Annotated in this window: 13 protein-coding genes; 12 read left to right on the plus strand and 1 reads right to left on the minus strand. The window is 40.7% G+C overall.

The features are described 5' to 3' along the window. The first annotated feature begins 622 nt into the window (after nt 1-622). The 9 genes from ADH31_RS09180 (at nt 623) to glmS (ending at nt 13,530) form a co-directional block, all read left to right on the plus strand. The gene (locus ADH31_RS09180) at nt 623-1,480 is read left to right on the plus strand and encodes a TPM domain-containing protein (protein ID WP_000760785.1); all 858 of its coding nucleotides are present in this window, start codon (nt 623-625) and stop codon (nt 1,478-1,480) included. Nucleotides 1,481-1,518: 38 nt separating this feature from the next. Next, nucleotides 1,519-2,112 (plus strand): LemA family protein, encoded by a 594-nt coding sequence (locus ADH31_RS09185; RefSeq protein ID WP_000790850.1) that lies wholly within the window; start codon nt 1,519-1,521, stop codon nt 2,110-2,112. A gap of 666 nt (nt 2,113-2,778) precedes the next feature. After that, nucleotides 2,779-5,292 (plus strand): preprotein translocase subunit SecA, encoded by a 2,514-nt coding sequence (gene secA / locus ADH31_RS09195; protein ID WP_049510337.1) that lies wholly within the window; start codon nt 2,779-2,781, stop codon nt 5,290-5,292. A gap of 81 nt (nt 5,293-5,373) precedes the next feature. Beyond that, on the plus strand, nt 5,374-6,405 hold the full coding sequence (locus tag ADH31_RS09200) for a 3-deoxy-7-phosphoheptulonate synthase (protein ID WP_049510339.1): 1,032 nt from the start codon (nt 5,374-5,376) through the stop codon (nt 6,403-6,405). Nucleotide 6,406: 1 nt separating this feature from the next. Continuing rightward, entirely contained in the window at nt 6,407-7,438 is a 1,032-nt protein-coding gene (locus ADH31_RS09205) for a 3-deoxy-7-phosphoheptulonate synthase (RefSeq protein WP_049510341.1), read from the plus strand. Nucleotides 7,439-7,483: 45 nt separating this feature from the next. Beyond that, nucleotides 7,484-7,846: a holo-ACP synthase gene (gene acpS, locus ADH31_RS09210; RefSeq protein WP_049510394.1), complete on the plus strand. Its 363-nt coding sequence runs from the start codon at nt 7,484-7,486 to the stop codon at nt 7,844-7,846. Then, nucleotides 7,836-8,939 (plus strand): alanine racemase, encoded by a 1,104-nt coding sequence (gene alr / locus ADH31_RS09215; protein WP_049510343.1) that lies wholly within the window; start codon nt 7,836-7,838, stop codon nt 8,937-8,939. The genes acpS and alr overlap by 11 nt, the downstream gene beginning before the upstream one ends. 24 nt (nt 8,940-8,963) lie before the next feature. Beyond that, nucleotides 8,964-10,979 (plus strand): ATP-dependent DNA helicase RecG, encoded by a 2,016-nt coding sequence (recG, locus tag ADH31_RS09220; protein ID WP_049510345.1) that lies wholly within the window; start codon nt 8,964-8,966, stop codon nt 10,977-10,979. 742 nt (nt 10,980-11,721) lie between these two features. Continuing rightward, entirely contained in the window at nt 11,722-13,530 is a 1,809-nt protein-coding gene (glmS, locus tag ADH31_RS09225; RefSeq protein WP_049510346.1) for a glutamine--fructose-6-phosphate transaminase (isomerizing), read from the plus strand. Nucleotides 13,531-13,956: 426 nt separating this feature from the next. Here glmS and ADH31_RS09230 read toward each other — a convergent pair whose 3' ends face one another. Further along, nucleotides 13,957-15,441, minus strand: a complete 1,485-nt coding sequence (locus ADH31_RS09230) for a DUF1846 domain-containing protein (protein ID WP_049510348.1) — start codon at nt 15,439-15,441, stop codon at nt 13,957-13,959. A gap of 152 nt (nt 15,442-15,593) precedes the next feature. Here ADH31_RS09230 and ADH31_RS09235 point away from each other — a divergent pair, with 152 nt between their 5' ends. The 3 genes from ADH31_RS09235 to ADH31_RS09245 all read left to right on the plus strand — a co-directional run bounded on the left by ADH31_RS09235 (nt 15,594) and on the right by ADH31_RS09245 (nt 21,459). Beyond that, nucleotides 15,594-17,204, plus strand: a complete 1,611-nt coding sequence (locus ADH31_RS09235; protein ID WP_001156766.1) for a glycoside hydrolase family 13 protein — start codon at nt 15,594-15,596, stop codon at nt 17,202-17,204. 168 nt (nt 17,205-17,372) lie between these two features. Then, complete coding sequence (locus tag ADH31_RS09240) at nt 17,373-19,340, plus strand: peptide ABC transporter substrate-binding protein (protein ID WP_049510350.1); 1,968 nt, start codon at nt 17,373-17,375, stop codon at nt 19,338-19,340. A gap of 160 nt (nt 19,341-19,500) precedes the next feature. Next, complete coding sequence (locus tag ADH31_RS09245) at nt 19,501-21,459, plus strand: peptide ABC transporter substrate-binding protein (RefSeq protein ID WP_049510353.1); 1,959 nt, start codon at nt 19,501-19,503, stop codon at nt 21,457-21,459. The last annotated feature ends 111 nt before the right edge of the window (nt 21,460-21,570 follow it).

The raw sequence follows: 21,570 nt of genomic DNA on the forward strand, positions 1-21,570 counted from the left end.
CGCTACGACAGATGAAGCCTATATTTATTTTGAAAATAAATTACCCAGTGAATTAGCCCCCCTAACAGAGAGTGCTAAAACATCATAAATTCATCAAGTGATTTCGAAAATTTTGAGAATAACGGAAAAAAGGTTAAAAATGTTTGATCAGTAGATAAATATATTGATGACTATATTTTTTATTATATTGTAAAATAAAAATTTCTCTCCACAAGAATACAAAGACTAGTAGATTTAAGAATGTATAGACCCCGAAAGTTAAATTTTTCGGGGGTGTAGTACAGAGGAATCCCTCCCTCTCAAAGCCTCTCTTTTGTCATGAGTTGTTGGATATCAAGAAATGCAAATCTTATGAACTATAATGCCAAGAAATAAGGCTTGTCAACAGATCCAAAATTTATCTAAGATTGGTTCCGAGTGCTTCTGATTATTCCTTCTAGAGATTGCAGTCAATATGGTGGGAATTTAGACCATTTAATGCAGAATAGAGAGTCCGATTTGTCATCAAAAAAACATCATTTTCTTAGTTTTTGTCATAGATTTGTAATGAAAATGTACTTTCTTTGTAAAAATCAAAATGCTATAATTCTCTAAACAATTTTCCTTACACAGGGAGGTTATTATGAAAAAATATAGATTGTTAAAGAAAAGTTTCTTGGCGCGTATCCTTGGATTGCTGATGGTATTTCTCTTCTTATCAGCATTCACAGCACCTGAAAAACCAGACTATGGTATCTACGATCCAAATCATTATTTGACAGAGGACACTATCACACAAATTCGTGATTTGAATGAAGCTAATAGTAAAAAGGCAGAAAAGCTTCAAGTGGGAGTTTATATCGTGGACAGTTTAGAAGGAGAAAACATTGAAACGGTCGCTAATGAGACGGCTAGAGCCTGGAAAATAGGTTATTCAGGAGATAATTTTGGAAGTTTGATTGTGGTAGCTGTTCAAGATCGTAAATCAAGGATTGAAACAAGTAATAATACCGCAATTAGAATAACAGACTACCAAACCAAGCAGATCCTGGCAGCCAGTCGTACAGATTTTAAAAATGGGGACTATAGTAAGGGGATTCTAGCGATTGCCAAAGCTTTGGATAATCAGTTTTATAAGGGAAGTGGAACCTTTTCATCTGATGAAACGTCGTTTGCAGATGCTTCCGCCAAAATCAGACGTTACTCTGATAGCATCAGTGGTAAAAAATCGAGTCGAAATAGTAGCTCGTCTAGTCATCGTAAGAACAGTGATCCTATGGACAATGTGTTCGGAGTCGGGATAATCATTTATTTCATTATCATATTTATAGCCATTATTAGAGGAGGCGGCGGTGGCCGAGGAGGAGATTCCTCTGACGGTGGCTGGTGGTTTAGTGACTCATCCGATTCGGATTCGTCTTGGTCAGACTCAGGTTCAGATTCTTCTGGTGGCTGGGACGGCGGAGGCTTTGATGGTGGAGGTTCATCTGATGATTGGTAATGTCAGTATAAAATTTAAAGAAATGAGTAGGTTTAGATATGAAAAATAAAGGAATCATTTATGTATTGAGCATTTTACTAGCCATTATCTTGCTGGGAGGTTGCTCGGTTGTAGGTACTTATAACGGTCTTGTCTCCGAACAGACCAAGGTAGAACAAGCTCAAGCAAATGTAGCGACAGCTCTTCAACGTCGTTCAGACTTGATTGGAAATTTGGTAGAGTCTGTAAAGGGACAAATGAACCATGAGACAGAGGTCTTCACCCAGATTGCAGAAGCACGTGCAAAAATTGGGAATGGCTCTGTTACTTCAAAGGAAAACCAAGAGGCTCAAGGTGAGTTGAGTTCAGCTATTTCACGCCTACTTGTGTTGACAGAGAACTATCCTGAGCTTAAGAGCAATCAAAATGTGGAACAACTCATGACGGAGTTGGCTGGAAGCGAAAATCGTATTTTTGTAGCCCGCAAGGATTACAACCAGGCAGCAACTGACTACAATCAAAAATTAAGAAGCTTCCCAACTGTTCTCTTTGCTAATATGATGAACTTTAAAGAAGCAGAAACCTTCAAAGAAAGCGAAGAAGCCAAGACAGCTCCAAAGGTTGACTTTAGTACTTCTACATCAAAACAGTAGACTGGCCGTTTATTTCTAAGAATTGCAAGATCTGGAAACTACTTTCCAGGTCTTTTTGCTATAATAAAAATAGGAAACAGTTCTGGAGGTGATGAGATGGAGAAGTTGCTACAATTGTTGATTTTAGTGCCCTATTTTTTCTTTTTTAGTTGGCAAAGGAAGGCACGACCAGGAAGAAAACACTTTTCACTCCTTTACTACTTTTACTGGATTTATTTACCTCTCATGGCCTTGTTTAGTCTAGCTTTCACTCTTTTTTCGCTAATCTTATTTAATTTTATTTTACTAGAACCCAAGGATTTAGCTAGGTGGTTGATATGGATAGTTTTAGTCCTTTTATCCTTACTCAATGACTGGATAGTTTATACTTGTCTAAAATTTATGAAAAAATTGAAGTTGGAAAAGAAGAAGGCTAATCTTCCTTGAGAGAACTGAGGAAATTAGTGCCTAATAACTGAAGGATGCTTCGTTTCTCAATGCTGAAGTTGAGTAGAAGTTCAAATTAGGAAAAATGAAGCTAAGAGGAGGAATTTTAAGGGAACTAATCTCGATGATTAGCCCTTTTTTGCCCTAAGGGAAAACGGAATATTTCTTGAAAAAATTGGGCAAATATGCTACAATAAAAAGAACATTCTAAAATATTCAGAATTTAAAGTAAGGAAAAAAATGGCAAATTTATTAAAAACAATCATCGAAAATGATAAAGGGGAACTCCGCCGCCTAGAAAAGATGGCTGATAAAGTCCTCAAATATGAAGATGAAATGGCTGCGTTAACAGACGAGCAATTGCAAGCAAAAACAGAAGAATTCAAACAACGCTATCAAAATGGTGAGACTCTTGACCAACTTTTGTATGAGGCGTTTGCTGTTGTACGCGAGGGAGCTAAGCGTGTTCTTGGTCTTTTCCCGTATAAGGTTCAGGTTATGGGGGGAATCGTTCTTCACCATGGTGACGTTCCTGAGATGCGTACTGGTGAGGGGAAAACCTTGACAGCGACTATGCCAGTATACCTTAACGCCCTTTCAGGTAAAGGTGTACACGTAGTTACGGTCAATGAGTATCTATCAGAACGTGATGCGACTGAGATGGGTGAGTTGTACTCATGGCTTGGTTTGTCAGTAGGGATTAACTTGGCAGCCAAATCTCCAATGGAGAAAAAAGAAGCTTATGAGTGTGATATCACTTATTCAACAAACTCAGAGATTGGTTTCGACTATCTTCGTGATAACATGGTCGTTCGTGCTGAAAATATGGTTCAACGTCCACTCAACTACGCCTTGGTCGATGAGGTTGACTCAATCTTGATCGACGAAGCTCGTACTCCTTTGATCGTTTCAGGAGCCAATGCAGTTGAAACCAGCCAACTCTACCATATGGCTGACCATTTTGTGAAGTCTTTGGATAAGGATGACTATATCATTGATATCCAGTCTAAGACAATTGGTCTATCTGATTCTGGTATTGACAAGGCTGAAAGCTACTTCAAACTAGAAAATCTCTACGATATCGAAAACGTAGCCTTGACTCACTTTATAGACAATGCCCTTCGTGCTAATTACATCATGATTCTTGATATTGACTATGTGGTCAGCGAAGAACAAGAAATCTTGATTGTCGACCAATTTACAGGTCGTACCATGGAAGGTCGTCGTTATTCTGATGGATTGCACCAAGCTATTGAAGCAAAAGAAGGTGTGCCAATCCAGGATGAAACCAAGACTTCAGCTTCTATTACCTACCAAAACCTCTTCCGTATGTATAAGAAATTGTCTGGTATGACGGGTACAGGTAAGACTGAGGAAGAAGAATTCCGTGAAATTTACAACATTCGTGTTATTCCGATTCCAACAAACCGTCCTGTTCAACGTATCGACCATCCAGACTTACTTTTTGCTAGTCTTGAAGCTAAATTTAAGGCTGTTGTCGAAGATGTAAAAGCTCGCTACCAAAAAGGTCAACCTGTCTTGGTTGGTACGGTTGCCGTTGAAACCAGTGATTATATTTCTAAAAAATTGGTAGCTGCAGGTGTTCCTCACGAAGTATTGAATGCCAAAAACCACTACAAAGAAGCTCAAATCATCATGAATGCTGGCCAACGTGGTGCAGTTACAATCGCGACCAACATGGCCGGTCGTGGTACTGACATTAAGCTTGGTGAAGGTGTTCGTGAACTTGGTGGACTTTGTGTCATTGGTACAGAACGCCATGAAAGTCGTCGTATCGATAACCAGCTTCGTGGACGTTCAGGACGTCAAGGGGACCCAGGGGAATCTCAATTCTACCTTTCTCTTGAAGATGATTTGATGAAACGTTTCGGTTCAGAGCGCTTGAAGGGTGTCTTTGAACGTCTCAATATGTCAGACGAAGCAATCAAATCTCGTATGTTGACACGTCAGGTTGAAGCAGCACAAAAACGTGTTGAAGGAAACAACTACGACACACGTAAACAAGTCCTTCAATACGATGATGTCATGCGTGAGCAACGTGAGATTATCTACTCACAACGTTACGATGTCATCACTGCTGATCGCGATTTGGCTCCTGAGATTCATGCAATGATTAAACGCACTATTAATCGTGTTGTTGATAATCATGCGCGTGCTAAACAAGATGAAAAACTAGAAGCTATCTTGAATTTTGCAAGATACAACTTGCTTCCAGAAGATTCAATTTCACTTTCAGACCTAGAAGGTTTGTCAGACCAAGCGATCAAAGATGAACTTTACCAACGTGCCTTGAAAGTCTACGATAGCCAAGTTGCTAAGCTTCGTGATGAGGAAGCTGTTAAAGAATTCCAAAAAGTCTTGATTCTACGTGTTGTAGATAACAAGTGGACAGACCATATCGATGCTCTTGATCAGTTGCGTAATGCTGTTGGTCTCCGTGGTTATGCTCAGAATAACCCAGTCGTTGAGTATCAAGCAGAAGGTTTCCGCATGTTTAATGATATGATTGGTTCCATTGAGTTTGATGTGACTCGTTTGATGATGAAAGCACAAATTCATGAACAAGAGCGTCCACAAGCAGAGCGCCATATCAGTACGACAGCAACTCGTAATATTGCTGCGCAACAGACTGAGCTTCCTGCAGATTTGGATCTTAGCCAAGTTAAGCGTAACGACTTGTGCCCATGTGGTTCTGGTAAGAAATTTAAAAACTGTCATGGTAAACGACATTAAGAATGACTAATTTTCAGGCGGATGCCTAGTGAAAAGTGAATTTTCGCTTGGCGTCCGTTTGCTTTATAAGGAGGATGAATCATGGTATTTACAGCCAAAAGCCCTAAAATTAATATTGAAGAAGTCCGTAGTTTGTCTAAATTAGAAGGACAAGCACTGGGCAATAAACAACAACGTGACCAAGAACTTGAAGCGATTATTCGTGGTGAAGATCAGCGTGTTTTGTTGGTGATTGGTCCTTGTTCATCTGACAATGAAGAAGCAGTTCTCGAATATGCCAAGCGTTTGTCAAAACTGCAAGAAGAAGTCAAAGACCGCGTCTTTATGGTCATGCGTGTTTACACTGCTAAACCACGTACTAATGGTGATGGCTATAAGGGCTTGATTCACCAACCAAATGCCAAAGAAGCACCTAGCCTCATCAATGGGATCAAGGCAGTTCGCCACCTGCACTACCGTGTTATTTCTGAAACAGGAATGACGACCGCGGATGAAATGTTGTACCCAGAAAACCTTCCTTTGGTAGATGACTTGATTTCTTACATGGCAGTTGGAGCTCGTTCGGTTGAAGACCAACAACACCGTTTTGTAGCTAGTGGAGCAGATTTTGCGACAGGTTTTAAAAATCCAACGTCTGGAAATCTCAATGTCATGTTCAACGGTATTTATGCGGCTCAAAACAAACAAAGTTTCCTTTTCCTAGGGAAAGAAGTTGAAACGACTGGAAATCCTCTATCGCATGCTATTCTCCGTGGTGCCCTCAATGAATACGGGAAAAACATTCCGAACTATTACTACGATAATTTGATGGATACCATTGCCCAGTATGAAAAAATGGGCCTCGAAAACCCATTTATCATCATTGATACCAACCATGATAACTCAGGCAAGCAGTATATGGATCAGATTCGCATTGTTCGTCAGACCTTGATTAACCGTGACTGGAATGAAAAGATTAAAAAATATGTACGTGGTTTCATGATTGAGTCTTATCTAGAAGATGGTCGTCAAAATGAACCAGAGGTCTTTGGAAAATCTATCACCGACCCATGTCTAGGATGGGAAAATACTGAAGCTCTTGTTCGCGAAATCTACCAAAGACTAGGAGAATAGTATGGCATTTATTGAAAAAGGTCAAGAAATCGACATTGAAGCGATTAAGGCGGAAACACAGCTGTCTGCAGAAGCCTTGCAACATAAGGAAAGCCGAGACCAAGAACTAGCTGATATTCTATCTGGTAAGGATGATCGTATCCTTTTAGTCATTGGTCCTTGTTCATCTGATAATGAAGAAGCAGTGCTTGAATATGCTCGCCGTTTAGCAGACTTGCAGAAAAAAGTGGCGGATAAGATTTTTATGGTCATGCGTGTTTACACAGCTAAGCCACGTACCAATGGAGATGGCTACAAGGGGTTGGTTCATCAGCCAGATACTTCTAAAGCACCAAGTTTGATTAATGGTTTGCAGGCTGTTTGTCAACTTCATTATCGAGTGATTACAGAAACTGGATTGACCACAGCAGATGAAATGCTTTATCCATCCAATCTAGTCTTGGTTGACGACTTGGTGAGCTACCATGCAGTGGGTGCGCGTTCAGTAGAAGATCAGGAACACCGTTTTGTAGCTTCAGGGATTGATGCACCAGTGGGTATGAAAAATCCAACCTCTGGAAATCTGTCTGTTATGTTTAATGCCATCTATGCTGCACAAAACAAGCAAACATTTCTTTACCATGGACAAGAAGTTGAGACTTCAGGTAATCCCCTAGCTCACGTTATCCTTCGTGGAGCAATGAATGAATATGGGAAAAATGAACCAAACTTCTACTATGAAACTCTCTTAAATGCTATCGGGCGTTACGAGTCTATGGGGCTTGAAAATCCCTTTATCATGATTGATACCAACCATGATAATTCAGGGAAGCAGTATATGGAGCAAGTTCGAATTGTTCGCCAGGCTCTGCTCAATCGTGACTGGAATGAAAAGATTAAGAAAACAGTTCGAGGTTTCATGATTGAATCCTACTTGGCAGATGGTCGACAAAATCAACCAGAACTTTTTGGTTGTTCGATTACAGACCCCTGTCTAGGATGGGAAAATACAGTAGCCTTGGTAGAAGAAATCTATACTACCTTAACAAAATAAGTGAAAAGGATGGAGTTGGGGGTATCTCAACTCCTTTTGATAAAAATGATAGTTGGACACGGAATTGATATTGAAGAATTAGCTTCCATACAAAATGCAGTTGAAAAAAGAAAAGGTTTTGCCCAGCGTGTCTTGACAGACAAGGAAATGGAGCGCTTTGCCAGTCTCAAAGGTCGTAGGCAGATCGAGTATTTGGCTGGGCGTTGGTCAGCAAAAGAGGCTTTCTCAAAGGCTATGGGAACGGGAGTTGGGAAATTAGGTTTTCAGGATTTGGAAGTTTTGAACAATGAAAGAGGAGCCCCCTACTTCAGTAAATCCCCGTTTTCAGGGAAAGTGTGGCTATCGATCAGCCATACAAATCAGTTTGTGACAGCTAGTGTTATTTTGGAGGAAGATTATGAAAACTAGTCCACATAGACCAACCAAGGCCCTCATCGATCTGGGTGCTATCCGCTACAATATCCAACAAATGGGAGAGCACATTCCTAAAGATACTCTTAAATGGGCGGTTGTGAAAGCCAATGCTTATGGACATGGAGCGATAGCTGTTGCGAAGGCTATCCAGGATGATGTCGATGGCTTTTGCGTTTCGAATATTGATGAAGCCATCGAGCTTCGTCAGGCAGGAATTTCTAAGAAGATTCTTATTCTAGGAGTATCTGAGGTTGAATCTCTTTCATTGGCTAAGGACTTTGATATTACCTTGACAGTGGCTGGGTTGGAATGGATCCAGAAACTCATAGCGACAGAGTCAGACTTACCAGGCTTAACCGTTCACCTTAAAATTGATTCAGGTATGGGGCGAATTGGTTTTAGAAGTGCAAGCGAGGCAGCACAAGCTCAAACTTTACTCAAGGAACATGGAGCAAATGTTGAGGGAATCTTTACGCACTTTGCAACTGCTGATGAAGAGTCGGATAGTTACTTTAAGCAACAGTTAGAATGCTTTAAGGGAATCCTAGCAGACTTGCAAGAAGTACCAGAACTAGTCCATGCGAGTAACTCAGCAACGACTCTATGGCATGCAGAAACTATTTTCAATGCGGTTCGCATGGGAGATTCCATGTATGGTCTCAATCCAAGTGGACAAGTTTTAGAATTGCCTTATGAACTAAAACCAGCCTTGACCTTAGAAACTGCTATTGTTCATGTTAAAACAGTCCCAGCTGGGGCTTGTATGGGCTATGGAGCGACCTATCAGGCAGACAGTGAGCAAGTCATTGCAACGGTACCGATAGGTTATGCTGATGGTTGGACACGAGATATGCAGAATTTCTCAGTTCTGGTGGATGGACAATTGTGCCCTATCGTAGGGCGGGTATCCATGGACCAAATCACGGTTCGTTTACCTAAGCTGTATCCATTAGGTACCAAGGTAACCTTGATTGGCTCAAACGGTGACAAGGAGATTACTGCAACAGATGTTGCGGTTTACCGTGGAACGATCAATTATGAGGTAGTTTGTCTCCTCAGTGATCGAATTCCGAGAGAATATCATTAAGAAACAGAAGGAAAGGAGAGGAGCATGAATTTACATCAACCCTTGCATGTCTTGCCTGGCGTGGGACCCAAATCAGCAGAAAAATATGCCAAAATAGGAATCGAAAATCTGCAAGATCTCTTGCTCTACTTTCCTTTCCGTTATGAAGATTTTAAGACCAAGCAGGTGCTAGAACTAGAAGATGGTGAAAAGGCTGTCCTATCTGGTCAGGTAGTAACACCAGCTAGTGTTCAGTATTATGGTTTTAAGCGCAATCGCCTACGCTTTAGCCTCAAGCAGGGAGAAGTTGTGTTTTCAGTGAACTTCTTTAACCAACCCTACCTGGCTGACAAGATTGAGCTAGGAGCGACTCTAGCCGTTTTTGGTAAGTGGGATCGCGCCAAGGCTAGTCTAACAGGGATGAAGGTTTTAGTTCAAGTAGAGGACGACCTTCAACCTGTCTATCGTCTCGCACAAGGAGTTAGTCAAGCAAGCCTTGTTAAGGTCATTAAAACCGCCTTTGATCAGGGGCTAGATCTCTTGATAGAGGAAAATCTCCCTCAGTCCTTGCTAGATAAATACAAACTCATGTCTCGCTGTCAGGCTGTTCGTGCCATGCATTTTCCTAAGGATTTGGCAGAATACAAGCAGGCTCTCCGTCGAATCAAGTTTGAGGAACTTTTCTATTTCCAAATGCAATTACAGACCCTCAAGTCTGAAAATAAGATTCATGGAAGTGGATTGGTCCTGAATTGGTTCCAGGAAAAACTAACTGCGGTTAAAGAAAATTTGCCTTTTGCTTTGACCCAAGCCCAAGAAAAGAGCCTGCAAGAAATCCTGACCGATATGAAGTCGGACCATCACATGAATCGACTCTTGCAAGGGGATGTTGGTAGTGGGAAAACAGTGGTAGCAGGTCTAGCGATGTACGCAGCCGTAACGGCTGGTTATCAGGCTGCCCTCATGGTTCCAACAGAGATTCTTGCAGAGCAGCATTTTGAAAGTTTAGAGAGTCTCTTTCCAGATTTGAAACTAGCCCTCCTAACAGGTTCACTAAAAGCTGCAGAAAAACGTACGGTTTTGAAAACTATTGCCAAGGGGGATGTTGATGTAATCATCGGTACCCATGCCCTTATACAGGATGGGGTGGACTATGCTAAACTCGGTTTGATTATCATCGACGAGCAACACCGTTTTGGTGTGGGACAAAGACGTATTTTACGTGAAAAAGGAGAAAATCCAGATGTCCTTATGATGACGGCAACACCGATTCCACGGACCTTAGCCATCACAGCCTTTGGAGATATGGATGTTTCTATTATTGACCAGATGCCAGCAGGACGCAAGCCAATCGTAACACGCTGGATTAAACATGAACAGTTGCCCCAGGTCCTGACTTGGTTGGAAGGAGAAATTCAAAAAGGTTCTCAAGCCTATGTTATTTCGCCCTTGATTGAAGAATCTGAAGCCTTGGATTTGAAAAATGCTATCGCTTTGTCAGAAGAGTTGACAGATCATTTTGCAGAAAAAGCAAAAGTTGCTCTCTTGCATGGGAAGATGAAGAGTGATGAAAAAGACCAGATTATGCAGGAGTTCAAAGATAGAAAGACTGATATTCTGGTTTCGACAACGGTTATCGAGGTTGGGGTTAATGTGCCAAATGCGACAGTCATGATTATCATGGATGCTGATCGTTTTGGGCTTAGTCAACTCCATCAGCTTCGGGGTCGTGTAGGTCGTGGAGACAAGCAGTCCTATGCGGTACTTGTGGCCAATCCCAAAACAGACTCAGGTAAGGACCGTATGCGCATCATGACGGAGACAACAAATGGCTTTATCCTTGCTGAGGAAGATTTAAAAATGCGTGGTTCTGGTGAAATCTTTGGAACCAGACAGTCAGGTCTACCAGAGTTTCAAGTGGCTGATATTATCGAAGATTTTCCGATTCTTGAGGAAGCCCGCAAGGTAGCAAGCTATATCAGTTCACTTCCTAATTGGCAAGAGGATCCAGAGTGGCATGTGATTGCCCTAAATCTAGAGAAGAAAGAACATTTGGATTAAGCTTTTTCTAAGAAAATCTTAAGTTTGCTTTTAGGAAGGCGTCCTATACTAGAGTCATTAAAAAGAAATGAGGACTCTCACATGACTATTAAAGTAAATTATCAAAAAACTTTTCAAAAGGAACAAGCACCTTCTCCTAAATACTAAGTAAAAGAGCGGTAACGAACGCTCTTTTTGTATGGGATTCTCAGGTAAGGGATTTAGAAAAATGCTTATGTTCATTTGATTTACTGAATGTATAAACTTCAACATCACTTCAAACAACACCTTAGTCTTAACAGGCAATCTAAAAGCAGTGCTTTGAGAAATCTGTAACTAGCTTTCTAGTTTGCTCTTTCGTTTTCATTGAGTCAGAAGTTACTTTTAGTTTTTTCTAAGGAAAATATAAGCTATGTTTTAGGAAGGGATTTTATACTGGGTTCATCAAAAAGAAATGAGGACTCTCATATGACAATGAAGATTAAAGTGAATTATCAAAAAACATTTCAAGAAGTAGTAGAAGCAGAAAAGCTTGCTACAAAATAGTAGTTATTAAGGGCGATAGAGCCCTTTTTAAATACTTGCTTTAGGCGAAATATGATAGATTTTTAGCATGTGGAATCAGTAGAATTAGGCTATACCAATTTTTGTTCTTGACAAGTGAAAGAAACAAGTATATACTGTTTCTGCTGATTCTGCAAAGCGAGAATTAGACTATACCAATTTTAAGGGGAAAGCACAGCTAGCCTGTGTCGTATATACTATGTGTGGAATTGTTGGTGTTGTTGGAAACACAAATGCAACTGATATTTTGATTCAAGGGCTTGAAAAGCTCGAATACCGTGGTTATGATTCTGCGGGGATTTTTGTCCTAGGTGGTGCTGAAAGCCATTTAGTGAAGGCGGTTGGTCGTATCGCAGAATTATCTGCTAAAACTGCTGGTGTTGAGGGAACAACTGGTATCGGACATACTCGTTGGGCCACTCACGGGAAACCAACAGAAGATAATGCTCACCCACACCGCTCTGAGACAGGACGTTTTGTCTTGGTGCACAACGGGGTGATTGAAAACTACCTTGAAATCAAGGAAGAATACCTTGCAGGTCACCACTTCAAGGGACAAACGGATACTGAAATCGCTGTTCACTTGATTGGTAAATTTGCGGAAGAAGACGGGTTGTCAGTGCTTGAAGCCTTCAAAAAAGCTCTTCACATCATCCGCGGTTCATATGCCTTTGCCTTGATCGACTCTGAAAATCCAGATGTCATCTACGTGGCAAAGAACAAATCACCACTCTTGATTGGTCTTGGTGAAGGTTACAATATGGTCTGTTCAGACGCCATGGCTATGATTCGTGAGACCAATCAATACATGGAAATCCATGACCAAGAGTTGGTTATCGTAAAAGCTGATAGCGTTGAAGTTCAAGACTATGATGGTAACAGCCATGAGCGTGTTAGCTACACTGCGGAGCTTGACTTATCTGATATCGGTAAGGGGACTTATCCTTACTACATGCTCAAGGAAATTGATGAGCAACCAACGGTGATGCGTAAGTTGATCCAAGCCTACACAGATGAGGCTGGTCAAGTTGTCGTAGATCCAGCTATCATCAAGGCTGTTCAAGACGCAGACCGCATCTACATTCTCGCAGCTGGGACTTCTTACCACGCAGGATTTGCTTCTAAGAAGATGTTGGAAGAATTGACAGATACGCCGGTTGAACTTGGTATCTCCTCTGAGTGGGGCTACGGCATGCCACTTCTCAGCAAGAAACCACTCTTTATCTTTATCAGCCAATCTGGTGAAACAGCTGATAGCCGTCAAGTTTTGGTTAAGGCCAATGAAATGGGAATTCCAAGCTTGACAGTGACAAACGTGCCAGGATCAACCCTTTCACGTGAAGCCAACCATACCATGCTCCTTCATGCAGGTCCTGAAATTGCTGTAGCATCAACTAAGGCTTATACAGCCCAAATCGCAGCCCTTGCCTTCCTCGCAAAAGCAGTCGGTGAAGCAAATGGCAACGAAAAAGCCAAAGCCTTTGACTTGGTTCATGAGTTGTCTATCGTGGCTCAATCTATCGAGTCAACCCTTTCAGAAAAAGAATTGATTGATGCGAAAGTTCGTGATCTTCTTGAAACAACACGTAATGCCTTTTACATCGGACGCGGTCAAGACTACTATGTAGCTATGGAAGCTAGTCTCAAACTCAAAGAAATCTCTTACATCCAATGTGAAGGTTTTGCGGCTGGAGAACTCAAGCACGGAACTATTGCCTTGATTGAAGAAGGAACACCTGTCTTGGCCCTCTTGTCAGACCCAGTTCTTGCAAACCACACTCGAGGAAATATCCAAGAAGTGGCAGCACGTGGAGCTAAGGTCCTCACCATTGCAGAAGAAAATGTTGCCAAAGATACAGATGATATCGTTCTTACGACCGTACACCCTTACCTCTCACCAATCTCAATGGTCGTACCAACGCAATTAGTCGCTTACTTTGCAACCCTACACCGTGGACTCGACGTGGACAAACCACGTAACCTTGCTAAGTCAGTAACGGTAGAATAAACCAAAAAATTAAATCATAAGCAAAAGTGAACTAGATAGTTTTCTGAAAAACAGAATGCTGTCTTGTTCGCTTTTTTGTATATTCAATGAAAATCAATGACCAAATTTGTTCTCTTATGTAGATGTCTCCAAGCATCGCTTTGAGGTTCTAGATAAGAGTGACGCAGTCAGTCTCGTTACACCGATTTGATATTGTAGAGAAAATGGGTCAACCTCAGCCAAGGTAGTTCAAGTCAAGATTGAAGAGGATGGATTCACTCCTTTTAAGGATTCATTAGAAATAAATCTAAAATTAAATGTTATCTCAGCTTCTATTAAAATGAGAATTATTTTTAAAAGATATGTTTGTGAAAGACTTGCAAGATATAAAAAACTCTTAGAGCTGGATGCTAAGGATCCAATTCTAAGAGGAGTGAGTGTCGTATTTTACTTGCGATACAAACGATCGTATTGATAGTAAGGATCAAAGGTTACGTTGATACCTAGTTTGCGAAGAACATTCTTGTCTTCATCCGTTAAGATAATCGTAGAGTGAGCTTCGCTTCCTTTGAGATTTCCGAGTTCTTTCATGGCATGATCTGCATCAGGATTCTGCATTGCTGTGATAGCAAGGGCGATGAGGATCTCGTTAGAATGAAGTCGAGGGTTACGGCTACCCAAGTGATTGATTTTCAAACCTTGAATTGGTTTCACCACTTCTGGTTCAATTAATTTTGTTTCAGCATCAATGTTAGCGGACATTTTGATAGCATTGATCAATGCAGCCGCTGTTGGACCAAAGAGTTCTGAGTTCTTACCAGTAACGATTTCACCAGAAGGTAATTCAAGTGCTAGAGCGGGTCCGCCTGTTTCTTCTGCTCTTTGTCGAGCAGCAACAGCAACCTTTCGGTCAGCTGGTGTGATACCGAGGTCATTCATGAGAAGCTCAATCTTCTTCACAGCAGTTTCTCCAACCTTCTCAGCTTTGAAGTCAAGAACTGTCTGGTAATAGCGACGGATAATTTCCTGTTTAGATGCTTCAATGGCGGCGTCGTTATCAGTGATTGCAAAACCAACCATATTGACACCCATGTCAGTTGGAGACGCATAAGGAGACTCACCGAGAATACGTTCCAGCATACGCTTAAGGACAGGGAAAATTTCAATATCGCGGTTGTAGTTGACTGTGGTTTCTCCATAAGTTTGGAGATGGAATGGGTCAATCATGTTGACATCATCTAGGTCTGCTGTGGCAGCTTCATAAGCCAAGTTGACAGGATGATGAAGTGGGAGATTCCAAACTGGGAAGGTTTCAAATTTGGCATAACCAGACTTGATACCATTGATTTGGTCGTGGTACATGTTAGACATACAAGTTGCCAACTTACCTGAACCAGGACCAGGAGCAGTCACGACAATCAAGTTACGGCTAGTTTTGATATAGTCGTTTTTCCCCATACCTTCAGGAGAGATGATGTGATCCATATCTGTCGGATACCCCTTGATAGGGTAGTGAAGATAAGAGTCGATTCCATTTTTCTCTAATTGATTACGGAAAGCATCTGCTGCCGGTTGGCCTGCATATTGAGTAATGACAACTGAACCAACAAAGATACCAAGTTCATTGAATTTATCGATCAAACGAAGCACTTCTTGGTCATAAGAAATGCCCAAGTCTCCACGAGCTTTTGAGTGCTCGATATTGCTAGCGTTAATAGCGATAACAACCTCAACTTGCTCCTTCAACTCTTGCAAGAGCTTGATTTTATTGTCAGGTTCATATCCAGGAAGGACACGAGCAGCGTGGAAATCTTCTAACATTTTGCCACCAAACTCCAAGTAGAGTTTGCCGTCAAATTGGTTGATGCGCTCCAAGATATGGTCGCGTTGTAGATTCAAATATTGTTCAGAACTAAAAGCTTGTTTTTTCATTTTTTTACCTCTGAGCTCTATTATATAAAAAAAATGGAAGATTAGAAACTAGAGAGTCGCAAAAGTGAGAAAAAAAGATAAAGCAAACGCTTGCATAATTTTGATAAAAGGTCTATGATGGAGTAAAGTCAATTTTAAATAGAGGTAAAAAGATGCAAGAAAAATGGTGGCACAATGCCGTTGTTTATCAGGTTTATCCAAAAAGTTTTAAGGATAGCAATGGAGATGGGATTGGTGATTTGCCTGGGATTACCAGTAAGCTAGACTATCTAGCTAAGTTAGGGATCACAGCGATCTGGCTTTCTCCAGTCTATGATAGCCCCATGGATGACAATGGTTATGACATTGCCAATTATCAAGACATCGCGGCTATCTTTGGAACCATGGAAGATATGGATGTGCTGATTGCTGAGGCTAAAAAACGAGATATCCGAATCATTATGGATTTGGTGGTCAATCATACATCAGATGAGCATGCTTGGTTTATTGAAGCTTGTGAAAATCCTGATAGTCCTGAGCGAGACTACTATATCTGGCGTGATGAACCTAACGAATTGGAGTCAATTTTCAGTGGATCTGCCTGGCAATACGATGAAAAGTCTGGTCAATACTACCTGCACTTTTTCAGCAAGAAGCAACCGGACCTCAACTGGGAAAATGAAGAACTTCGCCAAAAAATCTATGAGATGATGAATTTCTGGATTGATAAAGGGATTGGTGGATTCCGTATGGACGTCATTGACATGATTGGGAAGATTCCTGATCAGAAGATTGTCAACAATGGTCCTATGCTTCATCCCTACCTCAAGGAAATGAATCAAGCAACCTTTGGCGATAAAGAACTCTTGACAGTAGGGGAAACTTGGGGAGCAACACCAGAGATCGCTAAACTCTATTCAGATCCTAAAGGACAAGAACTGTCTATGGTCTTCCAGTTTGAACATATCTGTCTTCAGTATCAGGAAGGGAAACCTAAGTGGCAGTACCAAAAAGAGCTAAATGTTGGGAAGTTAAAAGAAATTTTCAACAAATGGCAGACAGAGTTGGGAGTTGAAGATGGCTGGAATTCCCTCTTCTGGAACAACCATGACCTCCCTCGTATTGTCTCTATCTGGGGAAATGACCAAGACTACCGTGAAAAATCTGCCAAAGCATATGCAATCTTACTTCATCTTATGAGAGGGACGCCTTATATCTACCAAGGCGAAGAGATTGGAATGACCAATTTCCCGTTTGAAAGCTTGGAGCAAGTAGATGATATTGAATCCCTCAACTATGCGCGTGAAGCTCTTGAAAAAGGTGTTCCAATGGAAGCAATCATGGATAGCATTCGCGTGATTGGACGTGATAATGCTCGTACCCCAATGCAGTGGAATGGGACAAAAAATGCTGGTTTCTCAAATGGTCAACCTTGGCTTGCAGTCAATCCAAACTACGTAAAGATAAATGTAGAAGAAGCTTTAGCAAATCCAGATTCTATCTTCTATACTTATCAAAAATTAGTAAAACTTCGTAAGGAAAATAACTGGTTGGTTCGTGCTGACTTTGAACTTCTTGATACGGCTGAAAAAGTCTTTGCTTATATCCGTAAAGATGGAGACCGTCGTTTCCTAGTTGTGGCCAATTTGTCCAACCAGCAGCAAGAGTTTGCAGTAGAAGGGTCAGTTAAGTCTATATTGATTGAAAATACCTCAGTACAAGATGTTTTAGAGAAACAAAACTTGGCTCCATGGGATGCCTTCTGTGTCGAATTAGCTGATTAAAACCAGAAACTCAAGTGTCTCAGATGCTTGAGTTTTTTTCTAAAATAAGTGTAAAAACTTCTTTAATAAATATTAGTTTGAATTTTCTAAAAAATCATCTGAAAACCCTTGCTTTTATATAAAAATAGGGTATAATGGTGAAAAATAGTATTTTAAAGGAGAATACCGATGAAATCGAAAAAGTGGCTCGTAGTAGCAGGGATAACGATGAGCGCAGCTCTTCTTTTGGCAGCTTGTGGCAAGACTGAGAAAAAAGCAGATGCTCCAACAACATTTTCGTATGTATATGCCATTGATCCAACAACATTGGACTATAGCGTTACTAGTAAAAGTTCAACATCAGACGTCATTGCCAACTTGGTCGACGGACTCTTGGAAAATGACAAATATGGAAACTTGATTCCATCGCTTGCTGAAGACTGGTCTGTTTCACAGGACGGTTTGACCTACACCTACAAGCTACGTAAAGGTGTCAAATGGTATACTTCAGAAGGAGAAGAGTATGCTGAAGTCAAGGCCCAAGACTTTGTGACAGGTTTGAAGCATGCTGCAGATGGCAAATCAGATGGCCTAACTCTTATCCAAGATTCTATCAAAGGTTTGGCAGAGTATGTTAGCGGTGAAACAAATGACTTCTCAACAGTCGGTGTCAAAGCAGTTGACGATTATACAGTCGAGTATACCTTAAACAAACCAGAAAGCTTCTGGAATTCTAAGGTGACAACAGCGACTATGCTCCCTGTTAATGAAGAATTCTTAAATTCTCAAGGGAAAGATTACGGTGCGGCAGCGCCTTCAGGTATTCTCTACAATGGTCCATATATTTTGAAGAACTTCACTTCAAAATCAGTGATCGAGTACGAAAAGAACCCAAATTATTGGGACAAAGACAATGTTAAAATTGACCACGTCAAGCTTACCTTCTACGATGGTTCTGACCAAGAATCATTGATTCGTAGTTTCTCATCAGGAGCCTATACAACAGCTCGTCTCTTCCCAACTAGCTCAAGCTTTGATTCAACTAAGAAAGAATACGGCGATAAGATCGTTTATAGTCCGCAAGAAGCGACAAGCTATTACTTTACTTTCAACGTAAATCGTCAGTCTTACAATAAAACAGCTAAGACAGATGAAGCCCAAAAAACATCAACTAAAGAAGCGCTTCTCAATAAAAACTTCCGTCAAGCTATCAACTTCGCTCTTGACCGTCATGCTTACTCTGCACAGATGAATGGCGAAGAAGGTGCAGACAAGATTATCCGTACTAGCCTTGTGCCTTATGACTATGTTCAAGTTGGTGAAAAGACCTTCGGTGAATTGGCTCAAGAACAATTGGTAACATACGGAGACCAGTGGAAGGATGTAGCTTTGACAGATGGTAAAGATACCCTTTACAATCCGACAAAAGCAAAAGCTGCTTTTGAAAAAGCAAAATCAGAATTGCAAGCTAAAGGTGTAACCTTCCCAATCCATTTGGATATTCCAGTTGAGCAGACAGATGTCATTGCTGTACAGCAAACCAACTCTCTTAAACAGTCTGTCGAAGCAGCACTTGGAAGTGAAAATGTTGTCATCGATGTACTTCAAATGACTGACAATGAGAAAATGAGTATCACATCTCAAGCCAAAGTACCTTCTCAAAAAGACTATGACTTGAACGGAACTGGATGGGGACCAGACTATCAAGACCCAGCAACCTACCTCAATATCTTAGATGCTAAGAAGGGTTCTGCTCTTAAACACTTGGGTATCACAAAAGGTAAAGATCCAGAAGTTATGGCTCAAGTTGGACTTGATGAGTACAAGAAACTCTTGGATGATGCAGGATCAGAAACAAGCGATCTTAACAAACGCTATGAAAAATATGCCAAAGCACAAGCTTGGGTTTCAGATAGCTCACTTCTTATCCCTGTAGCTTCTTCAGGTGGTTCTCCGACAGTTAGCCGTACAGTGCCATTCACAAAAGCTTACTCTCAAGTTGGTATCAAGGGTGATCCATTTGTATTCAAAGGCTTAGAGTTGCAAAACGATATTGTAACCACTAAAGAATACGAAGAAGCTCTCAAGAAATGGAAAAAAGAGAAAATCGAAACAAATGCCAAATACCAAAAAGAACTAGTAAATCACGTTAAATAGTCTTTTGTAACGAATAAAGAAATCCTGTTTTAAAGCAGGATTTCTTTCTTTTCTCCTTTTATTGACGAATGGACAAATAAGGATATAACTTTACTTTTAGGTCAAAATTTGATAACATAGTTATATGTTACAAAACCTAACATATAAGGAGAAATGAAACATGAAACTTAAAAAACGTTTGATTGGAGCGGGGTTGACACTTGCTGCTGCGGTCTTGTTGACAGCGTGTGGAAAGTCAGCATCAGATGCTAAAACCTACTCGTCTACATTTGGTGCCGATCCAACAACCTTCAACTACCTTTTGGACTATTCAGGCGATAACACTGCTGTTGTAACCAACTTGGTAGATGGTTTGCTTGAAAATGACAATTATGGAAATCTCATTCCTGCTCTTGCAGAAGATTGGAGTGTTTCAAAGGATGGCTTGACTTACACTTATAAACTTCGTCAAGATGCTAAATGGTTCACGGCTGATGGGGAAGAATACGCCTCCATTAAAGCACAAGATTTCGTCACAGGTATCAAGTATGCAGCTGATAACAAGAGTCAAGCGCTTGATTTGATTCAAAACTCAATCAAGGGATTAGATGATTATGTGACAGGTGCAAATACTGACTTTTCAAATGTTGGAGTCAAAGCCTTGGATGACTATACTGTCCAATATACCTTGACACGACCAGAACCATTCTGGAACTCTAAGACTACCAATAGTATCTTGTTCCCAGTGAATGAAGAATTCTTGACTTCTAAAGGTAAAGAATTTGGAGAGTTGAAAGCAGATAGTATTCTTTATAGCGGCCCTTATTTGTTAAAAGAATTTACATCAAAATCATCACTCGAGTACAAGAAGAATCCTCATTACTATGACCAAGAAAAAGTAACGATTGAAAGAGTTAAATTGGCCTATGTTGATGGTTCTGACCAAGATATGACGATTCGTAACTTTGAAAGTGGTGCTTACTCATCTGCTGGTGTCTACCCAAATAGTTCAAACTTTGCAAAGACTAAGGAAAAATATAAGGACAACATCGTCTATAGCTTGCAGGACGCAACTTCTTGGTACTATAATTTTAACGTTAACCGCCAAGCATACAATCATACAGCTAAGACTAGCGATGAGCAAAAACAAGCGACCCAAGCTGCTATTTTAAATAAAAACTTCCGTCAAGCCATCAACTTTGCACTTGATCGTACAGCCTACTCGGCTCAATCTAATGGAGAAGAAGCTGCTAAAAACACTCTTCGTAACACGCTTGTCCCACCAACTTTCGTACAAGTTGGAGATAAGACCTTTGGTGAGACAGTTTCATCTAAGTTGGTAAACTACGGTACTCAGTGGTCAAATATGAATCTTGAAGATGCTCAAGATGGATACTTCAACAAAGAAAAAGCACAAGCTCAATTTGCTGAGGCTAAGAAAGAGTTAGAAGCTCAAGGTGTGAGCTTCCCAATTCATTTGGACTTGCCTGTAGACCAAGTTAACAAAACCTTGCTTCCAAAGATTAATTCGCTTAAACAATCTGTCGAATCAACTCTTGGGGCAGAAAATGTAGTGATTGATGTAGTTCAAATTTCAACAGAAGACTATGCCAATGCGACATTCCAAGCACCAACTACAGCTGATCATGACTATGATTTGAACTTGGATGGTTGGTCTGCGGACTACCAAGATCCATCAACTTATCTCAATCCTTTCAACGCTGAGGATGGATTCTATCTCAAGATTTTAGGGCTTGATCCAAGCAAGGATGCTGATAAGATTACAAGTATTGGATTGGACCAATATACTAAAAAATTGAAAGCGGCTGATGCAGAAAATACAGATGTAGCTAAACGCTATGAAAACTATGCAGACGCACAAGCCTGGTTGATTGATAGTTCGCTATTGCTTCCTGTAAATTCAAACGGTGGTGGGGCTTCAGTGACACGTGTTACACCATTTACACGAGCTTACTCACTTGTCGGAATCAAAGGTACTGGAAGTAACTACAAGTACATGAGACTGCAAACAGAGGTAGTAACAACTGCTCAATTTGACGAAGCGAAAGCTAAATGGGAACAAGAACGTAAAAATTCTGTCGAAAAGAGTCAAAAAGACTTTGAAAGTCACGTGAAATAAGTATAAAGAGTGGTAGTAGAACAGAAATCGGTAAACCCAAACTTCATCTCATAGTTTAAAAGATGAACAAAAAATCATCTGCTGTCGTGATAAAGTTTCATGATCAATAAA

The sequence above is a fragment of the Streptococcus pseudopneumoniae genome, assembly GCF_001072375.1.
In the GTDB taxonomy this organism is placed as follows: Bacteria; Bacillota; Bacilli; order Lactobacillales; family Streptococcaceae; genus Streptococcus; species Streptococcus pseudopneumoniae_L.